This is a genomic window from Agromyces sp. P2_B3 (assembly GCF_056404815.1).
The window spans coordinates 1-19578 of sequence record NZ_JBFUDH010000019.1; the positions used below are offsets into that span (position 1 = coordinate 1).

The following is a 19578-nucleotide window of genomic DNA, read 5'->3' on the forward strand; positions in this document are numbered from 1 at the left end:
GGCGCGATGCGACCCGGCCGGTGGTGCGCGGGGCCGGCGACGAGGTGGGGCGGGCGCCGCGGGCGGCGGCGGCCGGTGCGGTCGTGCTCGTGGCCGTGGCGGCCGCGGTGTCGCTGTGGCAGTTCCGGCTGTACGGGTCGCCGCTCGTCGCGAGCGCGTCGGGCACGCCCGAGGTGGACCCGGTCGCGGTGCTCGCGCCCGTGCTCGTGCTGCTCGCCCTGAGCCTGGCCGCCCTCGGGCTCGCGCGGCCGGCGGGGAGCCTTCTCGAGCGGATGGGCGCCCGGAGCCGGGGGCTGGTCCCGTCGCTGCCCATGCGCCAGCTCGCCCGGCGCGCCGGGCTCTACGCCTCGGCGTCGCTCGTGGTGATGCTCGGCGTGTCGGGGCTCACGCTGGCGGCCGCGTTCGCCGGGAGCTGGCAGGCGTTCGACCGCGAGGCGGCGGCCATCGCCACCGGCGGCGACGTCCGCGTGTCGTTCGCCGGCCGCGACGTCGTGCAGGGCGCCGACCCGCTCGCCCTCGCGGATCCGTTTGCGAGCCTCGACGGGGTCGGCGCGAGCGGCGCGGTGTACCGCGGCGAGGCCCGCATCGGGTCGGATGCCGCGGCACTCGTGGCGCTGCCGGCTGATCGGCTGAGGGCCATCGCCCCGGGAAAGGCGAGTGGGGCCGACGCCTCTGACAGGGACGGGCTCGATCAGCTCGTCGATTCGGGACGAACGGCCGCACCTGACCTGCCCGCGGGTGCGCGCTCCGTCACGGTGAGCGTCGGCATCGAGGCGGCGGCGGGGACGCCCGGCACCGTGACCGTGTCGGCGTGGGTCCTCGGGCCGTCGGGCGAGGCGAGTCGGCTCCCGGGCGTCGCCTTCCCGGTGGCGGCGGGCGGCGGCACGGCCGAACTGCAGCTGCCGGATGCCGCTCCCCTGCGCCTGCTCGGATTCGAGGCCGCCCTCGCCGGGTCCCAGGGCGCCGGGCCGGTCACCGTCGCCATCGACGACGTGCGGGTCGAGGGCGGCGCGGACGGCGCCGCCGCGGTGTCCGCCTCGGGCGAGGTGGAGCTGACCGCGACCGCCCCGAGCGGCCGCGTCGTCGCGACCGCGCCCGACGCCGCCTCGACCTCGGACGACGCGCACCCCGTGCCCGTGCTCCTCGGCGAGGCCCTCGCAGCACGCATCCAAGCCGAGCCGGGCGACGCGCTGGCCTTCCGCCTGCTCACCGGCGGGGCCGACGTCGACGCCGTGGTGGCGGGCGTCGTGCCCGCCGTTCCCGGCGCCGGCGACCGGGGCATCCTCGTCGACCTCGGCGCGCTGTCGACGGCGGCCTTCGCGGGCGACGCCGGCGTCCCCCAGTACACCGAGCGGTGGCTGGCGACCGACGACCCGCAGGCGCTGGCCGAGCGCCTCGGGCGCGAGCGGTCCACGGCGTTCACCGTCTCGACCCGCGCCGACGCCTCCTCGTCGGGCCTCATCCAGCCCGCGGTCACCGCACTCTGGGCGGGGGTGGCCGGCGCGCTCCTCTTCGCCGTCGTCTCCCTCGTGGCGCTCGTCGCGGCCCTCGGCCGGGCCCGGCTCGGCGAGGTCGTCGTGCTGCGGGTCCTCGGCAGTCCGGCGCGCGTGCAGGCCCGCGCCCGGTTCGCCGAGCTCGTCGCCGCCGTCGGGGCCGCGACGCTCGTCGGCATCGCGGTCGGGGCGGTCACGGCGTGGGTCACCGCCCGGGAGCTCGCACGTGCCTCGGTGGCCGGCGCCCCGGCAGCCCTGGCCGTGCCCGTCGAGCTGGCGTGGCTGCCGTGGGCCGCCGGCCTCCTCGCCTTCCTCGCAGTGTGCACGGCGGTCGGCGGCGGTGCCGCGGCATCCGTCGGTCGCCTCGCGTCGCGACCCGGACTCCGGGCGGACGACGCATGAGCGCGCGGTCGCACCTCTCGACGCCGGGTCTCCTGCGCCGGCAGTTCCTCGCCGGCCCCGGGGCGTCGATCGCGCTCGCCCTGCTCGTGCTCGTCGGTGCCCTGCTGGCGACGGCGGTGCCCCGCGCCGTCGCCGCACTGCACACCGCCCAGCTCGCCGAGCTGCTCGACGGGGTCGCCGCGAACGGGCTCGACCTCACCGCGGAGACGCGGGCGCATCCCGACGTCGGCGCGTCGTCGGGCGGCACCTCCCTCGGCGCCGACGCCGACGCCGTGTGGGGCCGCCAGGAGGAGGCGCTCGTCGGCATCCGCGACGCCCTTCCCCAGCCCCTGCGCGGCATCACCGGCGAGCCGCTCACCGTGCTCACGTCCGGGCCGCTGCGGGCGATGGTCCCGGGTGCCTCCCCGAGCTCGCCCGTGTACCGCATCCTGCCGGGCTTCGACCCGCGGCTGCGCGAGCACGTCGAGCTGACCTCGGGCGCCTGGCCGGCACCGATCCCGGGCGACGGGCTCGACGGGGTCGCCGCGGTCGACCTCGTGCTCGTCGACGCCGTCGCGGAGCGCATGGACTGGGCGCTCGGCGAGGAACGGTTCATCGGCATCGGCAGCATCAACCAGCCGGTGCGCCTGTCGGGCACGGTGGCGCCGGTCGACCCGGCCGACGGACTGTGGACGCACCTGCCGACCACGCTCGAACCCGGCGTGGTGGACAACGGCCTCGCCCCACCGCAGATCACGGGCACCGCGTTCATGGATGCCGGATCCTGGCCGGCGTTCGCCGACGTCAACGTGCCCTCCACGATGCAGGCGTGGTTCCCGGTGCGCACCGAGCGCATCTCCGCACCGGAGTCCGCGCAGCTGCAGGCGCAGCTCGGCGAGTTCTCGAGCGACGTGCGCGTCATCGGCTCCGGGGAGTACCGGGGCTGGGTGCCGACGGTGGGCGAGGTGAGCTTCCTCAGCGGGCTCGGCGCGTCCCTCGGCGAGGCGGCCGCCACTGCAGCAGCCGGCGACGCGGTGCTCGCGACGATCGCGTCGGGGCCCATCGGGGTCATGGTGGCGGTGCTCGTCCTCGGCGCTCGGGTGGTGTTCGAGCGCCGGCGCGCGGGGCTCGAACTGGCGGCGGCTCGCGGTGCCTCGATCGGCCAGCTCCGCGGCATCCTCGCGATCGAGGGCCTCGCGATCGGCGTCCCCGCGGCCGTCGTCGGCGGGCTGCTCGGCACCCTCGCGGTCGCCGCCGACGCCGGATACGGCGGATGGCTGCTCGCCGCCGTCTTCGCCGCGACGCCTGCCCTGCTGCTCGTGGCCTCGGCGCCGAGCCTGAGCCCGCTCCGTCGCGCGCGCGCCGACCTGGGCGGGAGCGCTCCGGGCCGGTTCCGCTGGATCGCCGAGCTGCTCGTGCTGCTCGTCGCCGTCGCCGCGGTCGTGCTCCTCATGCGCCGCGGATTGGCGACCTCGGCGGCCCAGGCGGGCGTCGATCCGCTGCTCGCCGCCGTGCCGCTGCTGCTCTCGCTCGTCGCGTGCCTCGTGGCGCTGCGCCTCTACCCGATCCCCCTCGCCAGGCTCGTGCGGTCGTTGGCCGCGCGGCCCGGTCTCGTCCCGTTCCTCGGGTCGGCGCGCGCGCTGCGCGACCCCAGTGCCGGGCTCGTGCCCGTGCTCGCCGTCGTCGTCGGGGTGTCAGTGGCCGTGTTCTCCTCGGTGCTGCTCGGCACGGTGCGCGCCGGGATCGACCATGCCGCCGCGGCGCGGGTGGGTGCGGATGCCGCGGTGTCGGGCCTGCCGTTCACGCGGGCCCAGCTCGACGAGTTCCGCGCGGTGCCGGGGGTCGAGGCGATCGCCCCCGTGTACTCGACACGCGGCTCCGATCTCATCATCGACGGGCGGCAGCGCACGACCACCCTCATCGTGGTCGACAGCGCCGAGATGCGCCGCGTGCAGGCCGGGCGACCGGATGCCACGCCGCTGCCCGAGGCGCTCGCCGCCCCGCCCGGCGATGACGGCGTCCCCGTGCTCGTCTCGGGCGTCGTCGACGAGGTCATCGGCGCGGCCGACGACGTCGAACTCGACGGCGAGCCGTTCCACGCCCTCGCCGTGGTCGATGGCGCCACCGCGTACTCACCGCGGTCGAACTGGGTGCTGATGGATCGTGCGAACGCCGAGCCGTTCACCGACACGCTGGTGCCGCGCGCAGTGCTCGTGCGGTTCGCCCCGGGCGCGGATGCCACGGAGACGACCGCGGCCCTCGCGACGATCGCGGGTGACGGCGCCACGACGGTCACCGCGACCGATCTCGCCGCCGAGCTCGGCGGGCAGTCCACGACCGGGGGACTTGTGACCGCACTCGTCGGCGCCATCGCCCTCTCGAGCCTGCTCACGGTGCTCGCGATCGTGCTCACGCTCGTCGTGGGTCGCCCCTCGCGCGAACGACTGCTGCCGCTGCTGTCCACGCTCGGCCTCGGACGGCGGGGCGAACGGGCGCTCGTCGCCTGGGAGATCGGGCCGGTGGCGGTCGTCGCCGTGGTGGTGGGCGCGGCGCTCGGCGCCGTGCTGCCGTTCGTGGTGCTGCAGGGCGTCGACCTGCGCGCGTTCACGGGCGGCGACGCCCAACCCGCGGTGGTGTACGACCCATGGCTCATCACGGCCGTGCTCGCCGGCTCTGTGCTCGTCACCGCGGTCGCCGCCGCCGCGGCATCCGGTGTCGGCGGTCGCGTGAACGCGGCGCGCGCGATGCGCAAGGAGGAGGAATGATGGTCCCCATGGCCGACCAGCTCGCCGAGCCGCACATCCTGTGCACCGACCTCGTGCGCATCTTCACCGCCGACGGTGTTGAGGTGCAGGCCCTGCAGGGACTCAACCTGCGCGTCGGCGCCGGCGAGATGGTCGCCGTCGTCGGCGCCTCGGGTTCGGGCAAGTCGACGCTGCTGACGATCCTCTCCGGCCTCGACACCGCCACGGCCGGTGTCGCCCGCGTCGCCGGGCACGACCTGCTCTCGATGCGGGCGAGCGAGCGGGTGGCCTATCAACGCCGCACCGTCGGCTTCGTGTGGCAGCAGACCTCGCGCAACCTGCTTCCCTACCTCACCGCCGGCGAGAACGTGGCCCTGGCGATGAACGTCGCCCGCACGCACCGGGGTGCCGAGCGGGCGCGTCGCGTCGACGAGCTCCTCGAGCTGACGGGCGTCGGCGAGGCGCGCGACCGCCGCCCGGGCGAGTTGTCGGGCGGCCAGCAGCAGCGGGTCGCGATCGCCGTGGCCCTCGCGAACGCCCCGCTCGTGCTGCTCGCCGACGAGCCGACCGGCGAGCTCGACGAGGCCACGTCGGCCGCCGTGCTCGACGCGATGCGCGGCGTGAACGAGGAGCTCGGCGTGACCACCCTCATCGTGACGCACGACCCGACCGTGTCCGACCACGTGCGGCGCACGGTGCAGATCCGCGACGGCCGCACGTCGACCGAGGTGCTGCGTTCCACGCGCCTCGACGAGCACGGCGCCGAGCAGCACGTCGCCGAGGAGTTCGCGGTGCTCGACCGCGTGGGCCGGCTCCAGCTCCCCCACGAGTTCGTGCAGCGCCTCGACCTGCGCGAGCGGGTGCGCCTCGCCCTCGAGCCCGACCACGTCGGCGTCTGGCCCGGCCATGAGGGGGCGGATGCCGCGCCGCCACGGGTCGGCGAGGAACCCGCGGCATCGGGCGACCCCGGCGCCTCGGACCGACCCGCGGGAAGCGGCCGGCACGCGGCATCCGGTCAGGAGGAGGACGCATGACGACGCTTCGCGCCGAGGCGGTGAGCCGCGTCTTCGAGACCCGCGGCGAGGCGGTGCACGCCGTGCAGGACGTGTCGCTCGAAGTGCGCCCCGGGGAACTGCTCGTGGTGACCGGGCCCTCGGGGGCAGGCAAGACGACGCTGCTCAACCTGCTCGGCGGCCTCGACCGGCCGACGAGCGGGCGCGTGCTCCTCGGCGACGACGAGCTGTCGGCGCTGGGCGAGGACGCGCTCGCGGCCGTGCGCCGGGATCGGCTCGGCTACGTGTTCCAGTCGTTCGGGCTCATCCCCGTGCTGTCGGCCGCCGAGAACGTCGAGGTGCCACTGCGCCTGCAGCGGATGCCCGCCGCCGAGCGGAACGCGCGGGTGGCGGAGTCACTCGAGCTCGTGGGACTCGCCGGCCACGCGGCGCAGCGACCCTACGAGCTCTCGGGCGGTCAGCAGCAGCGCGTCGGGATCGCCCGCGCCCTCGCGGCACGCCCGCAGCTGCTGCTCGCCGACGAGCCCACCGGCCAGCTCGACAGCGGCACGGCGGCCACCGTCATGGACCTCATCGGCGAGCTCGTGCACGCGCGCGGCGTGGCCGCCGTGGTGACCACCCACGACCCGGCGCTCGTGCGCCGGGCCGACCGCGTGCTCGAGCTGCACGACGGCCGGGTGCGGGCGACTACCGCACCCGCACCGACAGGCACGTGACGCCGGCCTCGAGCTTCTCGAACTCGTCGATCTCGACGGTCACCACCCGGTAGCCCAGGCCGGCGAGCATCGCGGCCGTCTTCGGGGCCGACGACGACATGAGCAGCGACTCGGGCGACAGCTCGACCACGGCGACGCCCTCGGGCTCGGGCACCGGAAGGAACCGCGGGAAGAGGCTCGGCACGTCGACGAGCGCCGGGTCGCCGATGATGGTGCCGTCGGGCAGCGCGGTCATCGTGCTCTTCAGGTGGAGGGCCTTCGTCACGGGCACCGCGACCACGGAGTAGCCGTGCGGGGTGAGCAGGGCACGGAGCTGGCGGATGCCCTCGGCGTTCGTGCGCGTCGACGCGCCGACGTACACCGTGGACTCCACCTTCAGCACGTCACCGCCGTCGAGGGTGCCGGGCAGCTCGATGCGTCGCACCGTGACGCCGGGAATCGTGGCGATCGTGCGCTCGACCGCCTCGACCTCGGACCGGCGCGACTCGGCGCCCGGGCTCGTGATGATCGCGAGGTCGCCGAAGAGCACCACCGTGTCCTCGACGAACACCGAGTCGGCCAGCTCGGGGGCGGCGTCGACCTCGAGCGTCTCCCAGCCCTCGGCGACGAGCGCGGCGCAGTAGTTGTCCCACTGGTCGTCGGCGCGGGCCTTGTCGACCGGATGCCGCTCGCGGTGGGTCAGCTCGCCCTCGTCGAGGTTCGACGCGGGGATGCGCACGAGCGCCATCCGGCGGGCGGGGCGCCGCGGGGCGTATCCCATGATGCCGCGGAAGACCTTCGGCGCGAGGAAGACCTCGCCCGCGATCACCGCGAGGACGAAGACGAGGTTGAGGATCACGAGCGAGCCGACCACGAACAGGAAGAGCGGCCCGCTGAACGGGTTGCCGGCCGCGGTCGCCGTGAACGTCGTCGCGATGAGCGCGGCGAGCGCGCCCGAGGCGAACCCGGTGATGAGCGCGAGGAACCACGCCCGCGTGGCGCCCACGGCGTTCGCCACGGCGAGCAGCACCCACGCGATGAGCGCCGCCAAGGCGAAGTGGCCGAAGAGCTGGTCGAACACCTGGGGCGACTGCCCGTTGCCGATGAACAGCGCGAACAGCGCGACGAACATCGCCCCGACCGCCACCACGCCCGACGAGGCCAGCACCGCCAGCACCCGCCGACCCCGGGTCGGGGCCGGCCTGTACCGGGCAGGGGCGGGCGTGGGCGTGGCGGCGGGGGACGTCATGGCACGAGCCTATCGGCCGGTGCCGGCCCCTCAGCGCGCGGCGTCGAGACGTGCCCGCGCGAGCCGCTCGGCCGCCGCGAGGGTGGTGGTGCCGTGCTCGTCGGCCGAGCGCAGCACGGAGGCCACGGTGTCGCCGATGCCCGCGATCCGCGCGTCGAGGGCGGCCTGGTCGGCGCCCGGCTCGCTCGCGACGTCGAGGTAGATGACGCCGCCGGCGTTCACGACGAAGTCGGGCGCCCACACGATGCCGCGCTCGGTGAGGAGACCGGCGACGTCGCGCGAGGCGAGCTGGTTGTTGGCCGCGCCCACCACGGCGCGGACGCGCAGCGACTCCACGACCTCGTGCGTGAGCACGCCGCCGAGCCCGCAGGGCACGAACACGTCAGCCTCGACGAGGTGCGCCTCGTGGGGCTCGACCCAGGCGGCGCCGAGCTCGTCGGCGAGCGCGCGCTTGGACTCCGCGACATCCGTCACCGTGAGGCGCGCGCCGGCGGCGGCGAGGCTGCGGGCGAGACGACCGCCGACCTGGCCGAGGCCGGCGACGACGAAGTGGCGGCCGGCGATCTCGGGCGAGCCGAAGACGTGGTCGAGGGTGGCGAGGATCGATGCGTGCACGCCGGCGGCGGTGGCATCCGCCGGCTCGCCGACGCCGCCCTGCTCGGGCGGGAGGCCGCAGACGTGCTCGGTGCGCTCGTGCACGACGGCCATGAGCTCGGCGCTGGTGCCGACGTCCTCCGCCGTCATGTAGGCGCCGCCGAGCGACTCGACGGCGTCGCCGAGGTCGAGCATCGCGTCGCGGGTGGTGCGCTCGTCGAGCGTGACGCCGGCGGGGATGCACACGACCGACTTGCCGCCGCCGCGCGCGAGGCCGGCCGCGGAGTTCTTCATGGTCATCGCCTGCGAGAGCCGCAGGGCATCGGCGAGGGCGTCGGTCCAGTGGCCGTAGCGCCAGAGGCGGGCGCCGCCGAGGGCCTGGCCGAGTCGCGTCGAGTGCACGGCGACGACGATGGTGAGGCCCGAACGCGGGCCGCGGGTGATGAGGACCCGCTCGTGCTCGGGGGCCTCGGTGGGAAGTGCTGCGCTGACCTCGGCGGCGGGCTTGTCCGGGGCGTGGGTGATCGTCATCGATCGTTCTCCTTGTTCATCCGCTTCGTGGGCGGAACGGTGGTGGGCGCCTTCTGAGCGCCGCTCACCTCAAGGGTACCGCCGTCGCCGGCGGGCGGATGCCGCGGCATCCGTCACCCCGGTCGCGCTCCTGCTCCCACACCCACGCCATGCATCTTCCTGCGGATATACGATCCGGCGCGCCGCCGTCGCCCTGAAGGATCCGGCGCGCCGGATCGTATATCCGCCCTTCGGTGCACGCCGGCGGACTGGGCAGGGCGAGGCCGGTCCGGAGGGGACGGCAGGGCAGGCACGGCGGGCGGATGCCGCGGCATCCGTCACCCGCACGGCTCAGTGGAAGAAGTGCCGCTCGCCGGTGAAGTACATCGTGACGCCGGCCGCCCGGGCCGCTTCGACGACCTCCTCATCGCGCACGGAGCCGCCCGGCTGGACCACGGCACGCACGCCCGCGTCGAGCAGGATCTGCAGGCCGTCGGCGAACGGGAAGAAGGCGTCGGATGCCGCGACCGACCCCGCGGCGCGCTCCCCCGCCCGCTCGACGGCGAGCCGGCACGAGTCGACGCGGTTGACCTGGCCCATGCCGACGCCGACCGACGCACCTCCCGAGGCGAGCAGGATCGCGTTGGACTTCACGGCACGGCAGGCCCGCCACGCGAACTCGAGGTCGGCGAGGGTGGCGTCGTCGGCGGGGTCGCCCGCGGCGAGCGTCCACTGCGACGCGGCGGCGAAGTGCCGGTCGGCCTGCTGCAGCAGCATGCCGCCCGAGACCTGCCGGAGCTCCACCGCGGTGGGCGTGAACCCCTCGGGCAGGGTGAGCAGGCGGATGTTCTTCTTCTGCGTGAGCAGCTCGAGCGCCTCGCCTTCGAACGCGGGCGCGACGAGCACCTCGGTGAAGATGCCCGACACCGTCTCGGCCATCGCACGCGTGACGATGCGGTTCGCCGCGATCACGCCACCGAACGCCGACACCGGATCGCACTCGTGGGCTCGCCGGTGAGCGTCGGCAATGGGGTCGGATGCCCCGGCCGACGCCACGGCGATGCCGCACGGGTTCGCGTGCTTGATGATCGCCACGGCGGGCTCGTCGAAGTCGAACGCGGCCCGCACCGCGGCATCCGCGTCGACGTAGTTGTTGTACGACATCTCCTTGCCGTGGAGCTGCACGGCCTGCGCGATGCCCGGCCGGCCGCCCTGGGATGCGTAGAGCGCCGCCCGCTGGTGCGAGTTCTCGCCGTATCGGAGGTCGGCGTCCTTCGTCCAGCTGCCGGCGACCCAGGCGGGGAAGGGCGATTCCTCGACCGGCTGGTCGGGCGCGACGACGCTGCCGATCCACGACGCGACCGCGATGTCGTAGGAGGCCGTGTGCCGGAACGCCTCGCGTGCGAGGACCGTGCGCTGCGCGAGCGTCGTGCCGCCGGCCTGCACGGCGGCGGCGATCTCGTCGTACCGGTCGGGCGACACCACCACGGCGACGTTCGCGTGGTTCTTCGCCGACGCACGCACCATCGCGGGCCCGCCGATGTCGATCTGCTCGACCACGGCGTCGGGCTCGGCGCCCGCCGCGACCGTCTCGGCGAACGGGTAGAGGTTCACGACGACGAGTTCGAACGGCTCGATGGCGAGCTCGGCGAGCTCCGTCTCGTGGTGCTCCAGGCGCAGGTCGGCGAGGAGGCCCGAGTGCACGGCGGGGTGCAGCGTGCGCACCCGTCCGTCGAGGTGCTCGGGGTAGCCGGTCACGTCGGCGACCTGCGTGACCGGCAGGCCCGCGTCGGCGATGGCCTTGGAGGTGCCGCCGGTGGACACGATCTCCACGCCTGCCGCCACGAGGGCGCCGGCGAGCTCCACGAGCCCGCGCTTGTCACTCACCGCGATGAGCGCGCGGCGCACGGGGACGACGTCGCGGTGGCGGTAGAGGCCCGGGTCGATGCTGGCTCCGCTCATGATGCGGTGAGCTCCTTCAGGTCGATGTGCGAGTTGGCGATGTCGAGCACGGCCTGGATGAGCAGGCGCCGTTCGACGGGCTTGATGCGGGCGTGCAGGGTCGACTCGGTGTCGCCCGCGAGCACCGGCACGCGCTCCTGCGCGATGATGGGGCCGCCGTCGACCGAGTTGTCGACGACGATGAGGCTGGCCCCGGTCTGGTCGACCCCGGCCGCGAGCGCGTCGCGCACGCCGTGCGCGCCCGGGAACTCGGGGAGGTAGGCCGGGTGCGTGTTGATGAGGTAGGGCGAGAAGGCGTCGACCACGCCGGCCGGCACGAGGCGCATGAGCCCCGACAGGATCACGAGGTCGGGCTCCCACTGGCGCACCTGCTCGATGAGCGCGTCACCCCATGCGTCGCGGTCGGGATACGCCGTGTACGGCACGGTGAAGGTGGGGATGCCGAACTCCTCACCGAGCACGAGTCCGTCGGCCTCGCGGTCGGCGCCGATGGCGACGACCCGCGCCGGGAACTCGGCGTCCTCGGAGGCTTCGAGGAGGGCACGGAGGTTCGAGCCAGTGCCCGAGATGAGCACGACGAGCTTCTGCACCCCTCGAGCCTACCGGCTGCTCGGATGCGCACCGCGCGAGGCATCCGTCGCTCAGCGGTCTCTACTCAGACGCCGCCGTCGATCGACCGCGGGACCGCCAGCTCGTCGTCGGGCACCAGCACCTCGGTCTCGCGATTGAGCGACTCGCCCCGGAAGAACGGCTTCGCCTCGGCGAAGAACGACCACACCACCATCAGCACGGCGCCGAGCAGCAGTGACCCGACCCCGACGACGAAGACCCCGCCGACGCCGAGCAGCACCGTGTACCCGTAGTCGGGATCGAGCATGTCGACCGCCGAGTACACGAACGCGCCGGCGAGCAGCAGCGCACCGAGCAGGGGGAACACGAGGCGGTACCAGAAGTTCCGCCACGACTCGAACAGGGTGGCCCGGAAGTACCAGACGCAGGCGAACCCCGTGATGGCGTAGTAGAAGGCGATCGCGAGGCCGAGCGAGAGCACCGTGTCCTGCAGGATGTTGTCGCTGATCAGGGTCATGCCCACGTAGAAGACGATCGCCACGAAGCCCATGAGCAGGGTCGAGAACGACGGGGTGCGGTATCGCGGATGCACCGTGGCGAACCGCTTGGGCAGCGCCCGGTACACGGCCATCGCGAGCGTGCCGCGGGCGGTCGGGAGGATCGTCGTCTGCGTCGACGAGACCGCCGAGATCATGACGGCGACCACCAGCAGCCAGGCCCACGGCCCGAACAGCGCGTCCTTCAGGGCGAAGAAGACGTCGTCGGCGTTGCCCTCGTTGCCGAGCCCCAGCCCCGCCTCGCCGAGCCCCGCGTACGACATCGCGGCGACCGTGACGCCGACGTAGGTCACGAGCAGGATGAGCGTGGTGAGCACGGCCGCACGACCGGGGATGCGCTTCGGGTCCTTCGTCTCCTCGTTGAGCGCGAGGCAGGTGTCCCAGCCCCAGTAGATGAAGAGCGCCAGCAGCACCGACTCGACGAACGCGTCGAACGACCCGAACGCGAACGGGTCGAACCAGCTGAGCTGCGGCGTCGTGGAGCCCTCGGGCGCCGTGCCGTCGAGGACGCTCCACACGGCGAACAGCACGAACAGGGCCAGCGCGAGGTACTGCACGCCGAGCAGCACGTTCTGCATCCGCTCGCCGATCTCGAGCCCCCGCCAGCTGATCCAGCTCATCAGCGCGATGAACACGACTCCCGTGAGCGTCACCACGAACACGTTCTCGGCGAGGTCGGGCGCCACGAGCAGCCAGAAATAGATGCCACCGATCTGGGCGAGGTTCGCGAGCACCACCGTGCCGGCGACCGCGACGCCCCATCCGCCCATCCAGCCGACCCACGGCCCGAACGCCTTGGTGGCCCACGTGAACGTCGTGCCGCAGTCGGGCACGTCGTGGTTCAGCTCGCGGTAGGCGAAGGCGATGAGCAGCATCGGCACGAACGCGATGATGAACGCGATCGGCGCCTGCTCGCCGACGGTGAGCACGACGAATCCGAGCGTCGCCGCGAGGGAGTAGACCGGTGCCGTGGAGGCGAGGCCGATGACCGTCGATCCCCACAGGCCCAGCGTTCCGGCCGCGAGGCCCTTGCCCTGGCCCGGAGCGGGCGGCACGTCCTGCGCCTTGGAAGCCGACATCCGGAACTCCTTCGTCACGCCGTCACGTCGTCAGCACGCTAGCACCGGGCCGCGACCACCCGCGCCGGTCAGCGCTCGAACGCGCCAACCCGTACGGTGTCGTGCTCGGTTCCGGACGGATCGCCGCCGGCCGAAGGGGCGCCCACGCCGCTCCGGAGCCTGGCGGCATACCCGCCGAGGAGCGCCCCGATGCCCACCGTCGCGGCCGCGACCCCGGCCACGGCCAGCGGCATGGGTCCCACGTCGGCGAGTCGGCCGGGCCCCGCGGCGCCACCCGACCACCAGGCCAGCAGGCCGAGCACCAACGCCGCCGTGGCCGCGGCGCTCGCCGCCACCGCGATCGGCGCCCACCACGCCGCGTCGGGCGGGACGTCGCGGTCGTCGTCGTCGCCCGTGGACACCAGCCACGCGCCGACGAAGCCGAGGAGCATTGGCACCACGAGCCAGATCGCGCCGAGGGCGGCCGCATCCGTCGGCAGTGCGCCCAGCACGGGTACGCCGGGCACGGGGCCGAGCAGGGTTCCGCCGGTGGAGACGAGGCTCCCGGTGCCGATCGCGAATCCGGGTCCGAGCATCCACGACGCCGCCCACACGACGAGGTTCGGCAGCAGCGCGAGCTCGGCGACGGTCAGCGCGATGCCGCCGTCGACGCCGGCGCCGAGCGACTGGTAGAGGCCGGCGATGGTGGCGTAGTCGAGGGCGATGAGCACGGCGACCAGCACTCCGGCGACGGCCAGCACTCCGAATGCGGCGCCCGCGCCGACTCTCACCGACGCGCGTGCGCCAGCGACGAGGCCGAGCGGCAGCCGTTCGAGCAGTCGCCGCACCACGCCGGTCGCGGCATCCGGTGCCCCCGACGGCGACTGCAGCACCTCGCCGACGGCGCCGATCACGACGCCGAGGGCCACGACGAACGCCGGCAGGAGGCCGGCCTGCCACGGGTCGGCCCGCGCGGCGTCGACCCCGGTCGTGAGGGCGAGGATGACCCCGGCAAGGCCGTAGACGACGACCGCCGCGACGCCGCCGCTGAACGAGTGACCGCCGGCCGCCGAGCGACGACCGATGCGCCGGCCCGCCGCGACCGTGAGCAGCGCGAACCCGAGCAGCGCGATGGTGATGGGGAACGGGTCCCCGACCCCCGGCAGGGCGATGCGCCCGGCGGTCACCGGGTCGAGCTGCACGACGAGGTCGACGCCGTGACCCAGCAGCCAGATGTCGCCTGCCGCCCGGAGGAAGACCGCCGCGTCGACGGTCAGGCCGAAGTGCACGGCCCACAGCAGCATCAGCGGAACGACCGCGATGCCGAGGCAGATGAGCGCTGCGACGGATGCCTCGAGGGCAGCCAGCAGGGCGATCGTCGTGCGTCTCATTCCTCCGGGAGCCTATCCCGGGCGGCGCCGCTCAGCCGTCGCGACGTGCGGCGTCGTCGGGAGTCGAAGCGCCCGGTGCGCGCCTCGCCGCCGTTCCCGAGGCGGCGGCCACGAGCGCGGCGTCGGCCTCCTCCTCCGCGATCGCGGCGTCAGCCGCCGCGGTCGTCGCCGCATCGGCCGCCACGACCTCGGCATCCGCAGCCGCCGCCTCGGCCGCCGCGGCCTGCGCCGCGACCTCCGCGGCGGGACGGCGGAGCAGCTCGACGATCAGCACGGCGAGCAGGGCGACGATCACCGTCCAGACGACGGCGCTGACGGTGACCGGGCGGTTGAAGAGCACCACGGCGGTCGCGATCAACGCGATGGCGACGTACACGGCGCCACGCCAACGGTCGAGGCCGATGCCGAACGACCCGGTCGTGACGCCATGCCTGGCCGCGGCCGCGCGGGCACTGGCGAACCCGGCACCCGCGAAGTCCCTCGCGGCTCGTGCCGGTCGCCATGGACCGGAGAACCAGGCGATGACCGCGACGAGGATGGAGAGGACCAGCATCGCCACGATCGTCGAGAGCATCAGTTCGACGAGTCCGTCGAAGATCACCGACGCGGTATCGGACGGCATGATCGACGGACTCACCGTGCCGATGAAGAACGTGCGGCCGATGCCGAGCCCCGCGGCGAGCAGCAGCATGGTCAACGCGAGTCCGGCTGCCGTCCACACCAGGGCCACGGTTCGACGCTTCGCGACGAACACGCCGGCCGCCAGGAGCGCGAGGCAGATCCATGGCAACCAGGTGCCCGCGGCCACGGCGAGCGCGTAGACGGTCTGGACGAGGACGAAGGCGTCGTTCTGCGCGATGACGACGCTCTTCTCGATCACGGGGATGTTCGCGGCGAAGCCGACCCCCTGCTGCACGAGGCGCTCCTTCACCGCCTCGATGATCGGGCCGAGCTGCACCGAGATGGTGCCGTTTCCCCCGATCGCGAGCGCCGCGTCGGGATCACCCTGCACCGCCGCCACGAAGGCGTGATGGCTCGCGCGAAGCGCCGTGGCCCACACGTCGGCGAAGGCCGGCGACTCGACGACCCGGTCGACGATGCCGGAGACGAGCGACTGGAGGCCCTGCGTGGCAGGCGCCTCGAGCAAGCCGAGCGCGGTCTGCGCCTTGGGCGGCAGGTCGAGCTGCTTGATGCCGTCGAAGAGGTCGGCGGTGAGGGCCGGGATGTCGACCTGCTCCTCGATCGCCGTCGTGACCTGGTCGCCGATGTACGACTGCACGGCCGGCTCCTCGGCGAGCGGGGCGAAGGTCGCGACGAACTGCTCGGTGTCCACGAGCTGGAGCCGCGCCCACGCCGTGATCACCGCGATCGGCGTGATCAGGAGGGCGACGACCACGAGGACGACGGCCGCAACGGTGCGCCCGCGGCGGCGACGCTCGTGGGGCGCCGCGCCCGCGACATCCGTTCCGGCGACCGGTCTGGCCGTGACCGCCTCGGTGCGCAACGCCGCATTCTCGGCTTCGAGCTGCGCGATCCGGGCTTCGAGTTGCGAGGTCCCTGCATCCGACATGACCGCCCCCTTTGGTCGAAACCTATCGTCACGACCCCGTTGTGCGCATCACTTCTTCTGGATGAAAGGCCGGGTGCGCCTCCGGAGACGACCCGGGTCAGTGGATGAGGGCCTTCATCAGGATCATCGCGAGGCCGAACCCGGCGGTCGCGAGCGAGCCGGCGAGCCTGATCGGCCACGGGGAGCCGCGGCGCGCGAAGGCCACCCAGCCGAGCACGGCGAGCACCACGACGCCCGCCCACAGGGCCGTCCAGATGGCGTAGACATCGGTGATCGCCTGGGTGGCACCGAGCAGCAGGATGAACGACGGGATCAGGGCGGAGGCGAGAAGCCCGAGGGACCGCCGAAGCGACCCGCGGAACGCCTCGCCGAGGCTGATCATGCGGTCGTGGTCGAGGCCGTGGTGGGCCACGGTGCCGGCGTAGACGTGCGCGGCCCAGAAGACGATCACCGTGCCGATGACCGTCCAGAACACCGACCAGGCCGTGGCGCCGTGGCCGCCCGAGACGAGGATCATGCCGTCGACCAGGATCACGCCGTAGACGGCCTCCTCGGTCACGAACGTCGTGCGCACGATCTTCGAGGCGAGGTTCGGCTGCGCGCCCGGCCCCGAGTTCACCGCGGTGCTCGGAACGACCCGATCCGCGGCATCCGACGTGGAATCACCCATGGATTCAGCCTCTCACGCGAGAGGACATGCCGACAGCGTCGTCTCGCCGCCGACGACACGAGCCCCCGCCGATGATCCGGCAGGGGCTCGTGTTCGCGTCGGAACGCGCCTACAGAGCGGCGTAGACCTCGCGCAGCAGCTGCGCCGTCTCGGACGGCGTCTTGCCGACCTTGACGCCGGCGGCCTCGAGGGCCTCCTTCTTCGCCTGCGCGGTGCCGGCGGAGCCGGACACGATGGCGCCGGCGTGGCCCATGGTCTTGCCCTCGGGGGCCGTGAACCCGGCGACGTAGCCGACGACCGGCTTCGTCACGTTGGCCTTGATGAAGTCGGCCGCGCGCTCCTCGGCGTCGCCGCCGATCTCGCCGATCATCACGATCGCCTTCGTCTCGGGGTCGGCCTCGAACGCGGCGAGCGCGTCGATGTGCGTGGTGCCGATGATCGGGTCGCCGCCGATGCCGATGGCGGTCGAGAAGCCGAGGTCGCGAAGCTCGTACATCATCTGGTAGGTCAGCGTGCCCGACTTCGAGACGAGGCCGATCGGGCCCTTGCCCGTGATGTTCGCCGGGGTGATGCCGACGAGCGACTCTCCGGGGCTGATGATGCCGGGGCAGTTCGGGCCGATGATGCGCGTCTTCTCGCCCTGCTCCTTGGCGTACGCCCAGAACTCCGCGGAGTCCTGCACGGGCACGCCCTCGGTGATGATGACGAGCAGGGGGATCTGGGCGTCGATGGCCTCGATCACGGCATCCTTCGTGAAGGCCGGCGGGACGAAGGCGATGGAGACATCCGCCCCCGTCTGCTCGATCGCCTCGGACACCGAGGCGAACACCGGCAGCTGCACGGAGTTGCCGTCGGCGTCGGTGTGCAGCACCGTGGTGCCGGCCTTGCGGGCGTTCACGCCGCCCACGACCTGGGTGCCCGCCGCGAGCATGCGCGCCGTGTGCTTGGAGCCCTCGCCGCCGGTGATGCCCTGGACGATGACCTTGGAGTCCTTGTTCAGGAAGATCGTCATTGCTCTCGAATCCTTCTCTCGCGCTACGCGGCGTTCGCCAGCTCGGCGGCCTTGTCGGCGCCCTGGTCCATGTTCTCGGCGAGGGTGACGAGCGGGTGCGCCGCCTCCTCGAGGATGCGGCGGCCCTCGACGACGTTGTTGCCGTCGAGGCGCACGACGAGCGGCTTGTTCGCGGTGGAGCCGAGCTCGGCGAGTGCGCCGACGATGCCCTTGGCGACCTGGTCGCACGCGGTGATGCCGCCGAAGACGTTCACGAACACGCTCTTCACCTGCGGGTCGCCGAGGATGATGCCGAGGCCGTTGGCCATGACCTCCGCCGAGGCGCCGCCGCCGATGTCGAGGAAGTTCGCCGGCTTCACGCCGCCGTGGTTCTCGCCCGCGTAGGCGACGACGTCGAGCGTCGACATGACGAGGCCCGCGCCGTTGCCGATGATGCCGACCTCGCCGTCGAGCTTCACGTAGTTGAGGTCGAGCGCCTTGGCCTGCGCCTCGAGCGGGTCGGCCGCGGCCTTGTCCTCGAGCAGGGCGTGGCCGGCGTGGCGGAACTCGGCGTTCTCGTCGAGCGTGACCTTGCCGTCGAGGGCGATGACGTTGCCGTCCTCGTCGAGGATGAGCGGGTTCACCTCGACCAGCGTGGCGTCTTCGCTCGTGTACACGTCGTAGAGCTTCACGAAGACGTCGGCGACCTTGTCGACGAGCTCGGCCGGGAAGTTCGCGGCCTCTGCGATCTCGCGGGCCTTGGTGGGCGTGATGCCGGTGCCCGGGTCGACCTCGACGCGTGCGAGCGCCTCGGGCTTCTCGACGGCGAGCTGCTCGATCTCCATGCCGCCCTCGACGCTCGTGAGCGAGAGGTAGGAGCGGTTGGCGCGGTCGAGGAGCACCGAGAAGTAGAACTCCTGCGCGATGCGGGCGCCGCCCGCCACCATGACTCGCTTGACGACGTGGCCCTTGATGTCGAGTCCGAGGATGGCCTTCGCCGCCTCCTCCGCCTCGTCGGGGGTCTTCGCGACCTTGACGCCGCCGGCCTTGCCGCGGCCGCCCGTCTTCACCTGGGCCTTGACCACGACGACGCCGCCGAGCTTCTCGGCCGCGGCGCGGACCTCTTCTGGGGTGTCGGCCACGATGCCCGGGAGCACCGGGACCCCGTACTGTTCGAACAGGTCTCTGGCCTGGTACTCGTAAAGATCCACGCTCTACTTCCAATCGGTCCGCACGCACGACGGCGCACAGGGGCTGGTGGGTGCGGCCCGGCCTGTGCTCAACGAGCACCGATTGTCTCGATATCGAGATACGCGGGCCGTGGACCATGGTACTCCCCCTCATCCGAGGGTCGGAACCGGGCGGATGCCGCTGGCCACCGTCAGCCCCCGGCTGCGAGACTGGCTCGATGAGCGACCGAGCGGAGCCCATCCACCGCGCAGACCCGCACGATTCCGCGGTGCACGCGAAGTTGAACTGGCTGCGCGCGGGGGTGCTCGGAGCGAACGACGGCATCGTCTCGGTCGCCGCACTCGTGGTCGGCGTCGCCGCGGCCACCACGGATGTCGCGGCGATCCTCATCGCCGGCGTCGCCGCCGTGGTGGCGGGCGCGATCTCCATGGGACTCGGCGAGTACGTGTCGGTCTCGAGCCAGCGCGACACCGAGCGGGCCCTGATCGCCAAGGAGCGGCACGAGCTCGAGACGATGCCCGAGCAGGAACTGGCCGAGCTCGCCGGGCTCTATCGCGCGAAGGGGCTCTCGGCCGCCACCGCCGAGGCCGTCGCGCACGAGCTCACCGCGCACGACGCGCTCGCGGCGCACCTCGAGGTCGAGCTGCACATCGACGAGGACGACGTGGTGAACCCGTGGCACGCCGCCGGGGCATCCGCGCTGTCGTTCCTCGTGGGGGCGGTGCGGCCGATGCTCGCCATCCTGCTCCCGCCGCCCGAGTGGCGCATCGCCGCGACCTTCGTCGCCGTGGTCGTCGCCCTCGCGATCACCGGCTGGCTCAGCGCCTGGATCGGCGGCAGCCCGAGGCTCCGGGCCGTGCTGCGGGTGACCGTCGGCGGGGCGCTCGCCCTGCTCGTGACCTGGGCGATCGGTGCCCTGCTCGGCGTGGCCGTGTGACA

Annotated in this window: 15 protein-coding genes; 5 read left to right on the forward strand and 10 right to left on the reverse strand. The window is 73.3% G+C overall.

Annotated elements, in window-relative coordinates; genetic code table 11:
• The 4 genes from AC1DZA_RS17945 to AC1DZA_RS17960 all read left to right on the forward strand — a co-directional run.
• Positions 1-1895 (forward strand): hypothetical protein (locus tag AC1DZA_RS17945; RefSeq protein WP_476773773.1); only part of this gene is annotated, 1895 nt, incomplete at its 5' end.
• On the forward strand, positions 1892-4639 hold the full coding sequence (locus AC1DZA_RS17950) for an FtsX-like permease family protein (protein ID WP_476773774.1): 2748 nt from the start codon (positions 1892-1894) through the stop codon (positions 4637-4639). The genes AC1DZA_RS17945 and AC1DZA_RS17950, both read left to right, overlap by 4 nt.
• Positions 4636-5652, forward strand: coding sequence for an ABC transporter ATP-binding protein (locus AC1DZA_RS17955; RefSeq protein ID WP_476773775.1), 1017 nt, complete (start codon positions 4636-4638; stop codon positions 5650-5652). Before AC1DZA_RS17950 ends, AC1DZA_RS17955 begins: the two co-directional genes overlap by 4 nt.
• On the forward strand, positions 5649-6347 hold the full coding sequence (locus AC1DZA_RS17960; protein WP_476773776.1) for an ABC transporter ATP-binding protein: 699 nt from the start codon (positions 5649-5651) through the stop codon (positions 6345-6347). The genes AC1DZA_RS17955 and AC1DZA_RS17960 overlap by 4 nt, the downstream gene beginning before the upstream one ends.
• Here the strand turns inward: AC1DZA_RS17960 and ddaH are convergent.
• The 10 genes from ddaH to sucC form a co-directional block, all read right to left on the reverse strand.
• Positions 6319-7575 (reverse strand): dimethylargininase, encoded by a 1257-nt coding sequence (gene ddaH, locus AC1DZA_RS17965; RefSeq protein WP_476773777.1) that lies wholly within the window; start codon positions 7573-7575, stop codon positions 6319-6321. The genes AC1DZA_RS17960 and ddaH overlap by 29 nt on opposite strands.
• A gap of 30 nt (positions 7576-7605) precedes the next feature.
• Positions 7606-8700 carry a Glu/Leu/Phe/Val dehydrogenase family protein gene (locus AC1DZA_RS17970; protein ID WP_476773778.1) on the reverse strand — a complete coding sequence of 365 codons (1095 nt, stop codon included), beginning with the start codon at positions 8698-8700 and terminating at the stop codon, positions 7606-7608.
• 330 nt (positions 8701-9030) lie between these two features.
• Complete coding sequence (gene purH, locus AC1DZA_RS17975) at positions 9031-10641, reverse strand: bifunctional phosphoribosylaminoimidazolecarboxamide formyltransferase/IMP cyclohydrolase (protein WP_476773779.1); 1611 nt, start codon at positions 10639-10641, stop codon at positions 9031-9033.
• Complete coding sequence (purN, locus tag AC1DZA_RS17980; RefSeq protein WP_476773780.1) at positions 10638-11231, reverse strand: phosphoribosylglycinamide formyltransferase; 594 nt, start codon at positions 11229-11231, stop codon at positions 10638-10640. The genes purH and purN overlap by 4 nt, the downstream gene beginning before the upstream one ends.
• Positions 11232-11296: 65 nt before the next feature.
• Positions 11297-12847: an APC family permease gene (locus AC1DZA_RS17985; protein WP_476773781.1), complete on the reverse strand. Its 1551-nt coding sequence runs from the start codon at positions 12845-12847 to the stop codon at positions 11297-11299.
• Between the two features lie 68 nt (positions 12848-12915).
• Complete coding sequence (locus tag AC1DZA_RS17990) at positions 12916-14217, reverse strand: cell division protein PerM (RefSeq protein WP_476773782.1); 1302 nt, start codon at positions 14215-14217, stop codon at positions 12916-12918.
• A gap of 31 nt (positions 14218-14248) precedes the next feature.
• Positions 14249-15787: a hypothetical protein gene (locus AC1DZA_RS17995; protein WP_476773783.1), complete on the reverse strand. Its 1539-nt coding sequence runs from the start codon at positions 15785-15787 to the stop codon at positions 14249-14251.
• Between the two features lie 97 nt (positions 15788-15884).
• On the reverse strand, positions 15885-16457 hold the full coding sequence (locus AC1DZA_RS18000) for a hypothetical protein (protein ID WP_476773784.1): 573 nt from the start codon (positions 16455-16457) through the stop codon (positions 15885-15887).
• Between the two features lie 109 nt (positions 16458-16566).
• Positions 16567-17469, reverse strand: coding sequence for a succinate--CoA ligase subunit alpha (sucD, locus tag AC1DZA_RS18005; protein ID WP_476762575.1), 903 nt, complete (start codon positions 17467-17469; stop codon positions 16567-16569).
• 23 nt (positions 17470-17492) lie between these two features.
• Positions 17493-18659 (reverse strand): ADP-forming succinate--CoA ligase subunit beta, encoded by a 1167-nt coding sequence (gene sucC, locus AC1DZA_RS18010; RefSeq protein WP_309977433.1) that lies wholly within the window; start codon positions 18657-18659, stop codon positions 17493-17495.
• A 197-nt stretch (positions 18660-18856) separates the two neighbouring features.
• Between sucC and AC1DZA_RS18015 the strand changes: the two genes are divergently transcribed.
• On the forward strand, positions 18857-19576 hold the full coding sequence (locus AC1DZA_RS18015) for a VIT1/CCC1 transporter family protein (protein WP_476773785.1): 720 nt from the start codon (positions 18857-18859) through the stop codon (positions 19574-19576).
• Positions 19577-19578: the final 2 nt, after the last annotated feature.

Excerpts from the sequence above, each read along its gene's own strand:
- AC1DZA_RS17950 (WP_476773774.1), top strand. The coding sequence starts at position 1,892 with ATGAGCGCGCGGTCGCACCTCTCGACGCCGGGTCTCCTGCGCCGGCAG.
- AC1DZA_RS17955 (WP_476773775.1), top strand. The coding sequence starts at position 4,636 with ATGATGGTCCCCATGGCCGACCAGCTCGCCGAGCCGCACATCCTGTGC.
- AC1DZA_RS17960 (WP_476773776.1), top strand. The coding sequence starts at position 5,649 with ATGACGACGCTTCGCGCCGAGGCGGTGAGCCGCGTCTTCGAGACCCGC.
- ddaH (WP_476773777.1), bottom strand. The coding sequence starts at position 7,575 with ATGACGTCCCCCGCCGCCACGCCCACGCCCGCCCCTGCCCGGTACAGG.
- AC1DZA_RS17970 (WP_476773778.1), bottom strand. The coding sequence starts at position 8,700 with ATGACGATCACCCACGCCCCGGACAAGCCCGCCGCCGAGGTCAGCGCA.
- purH (WP_476773779.1), bottom strand. The coding sequence starts at position 10,641 with ATGAGCGGAGCCAGCATCGACCCGGGCCTCTACCGCCACCGCGACGTC.
- AC1DZA_RS17985 (WP_476773781.1), bottom strand. The coding sequence starts at position 12,847 with ATGTCGGCTTCCAAGGCGCAGGACGTGCCGCCCGCTCCGGGCCAGGGC.
- AC1DZA_RS17990 (WP_476773782.1), bottom strand. The coding sequence starts at position 14,217 with ATGAGACGCACGACGATCGCCCTGCTGGCTGCCCTCGAGGCATCCGTC.
- AC1DZA_RS17995 (WP_476773783.1), bottom strand. The coding sequence starts at position 15,787 with ATGTCGGATGCAGGGACCTCGCAACTCGAAGCCCGGATCGCGCAGCTC.
- AC1DZA_RS18000 (WP_476773784.1), bottom strand. The coding sequence starts at position 16,457 with ATGGGTGATTCCACGTCGGATGCCGCGGATCGGGTCGTTCCGAGCACC.
- sucD (WP_476762575.1), bottom strand. The coding sequence starts at position 17,469 with ATGACGATCTTCCTGAACAAGGACTCCAAGGTCATCGTCCAGGGCATC.
- AC1DZA_RS18015 (WP_476773785.1), top strand. The coding sequence starts at position 18,857 with ATGAGCGACCGAGCGGAGCCCATCCACCGCGCAGACCCGCACGATTCC.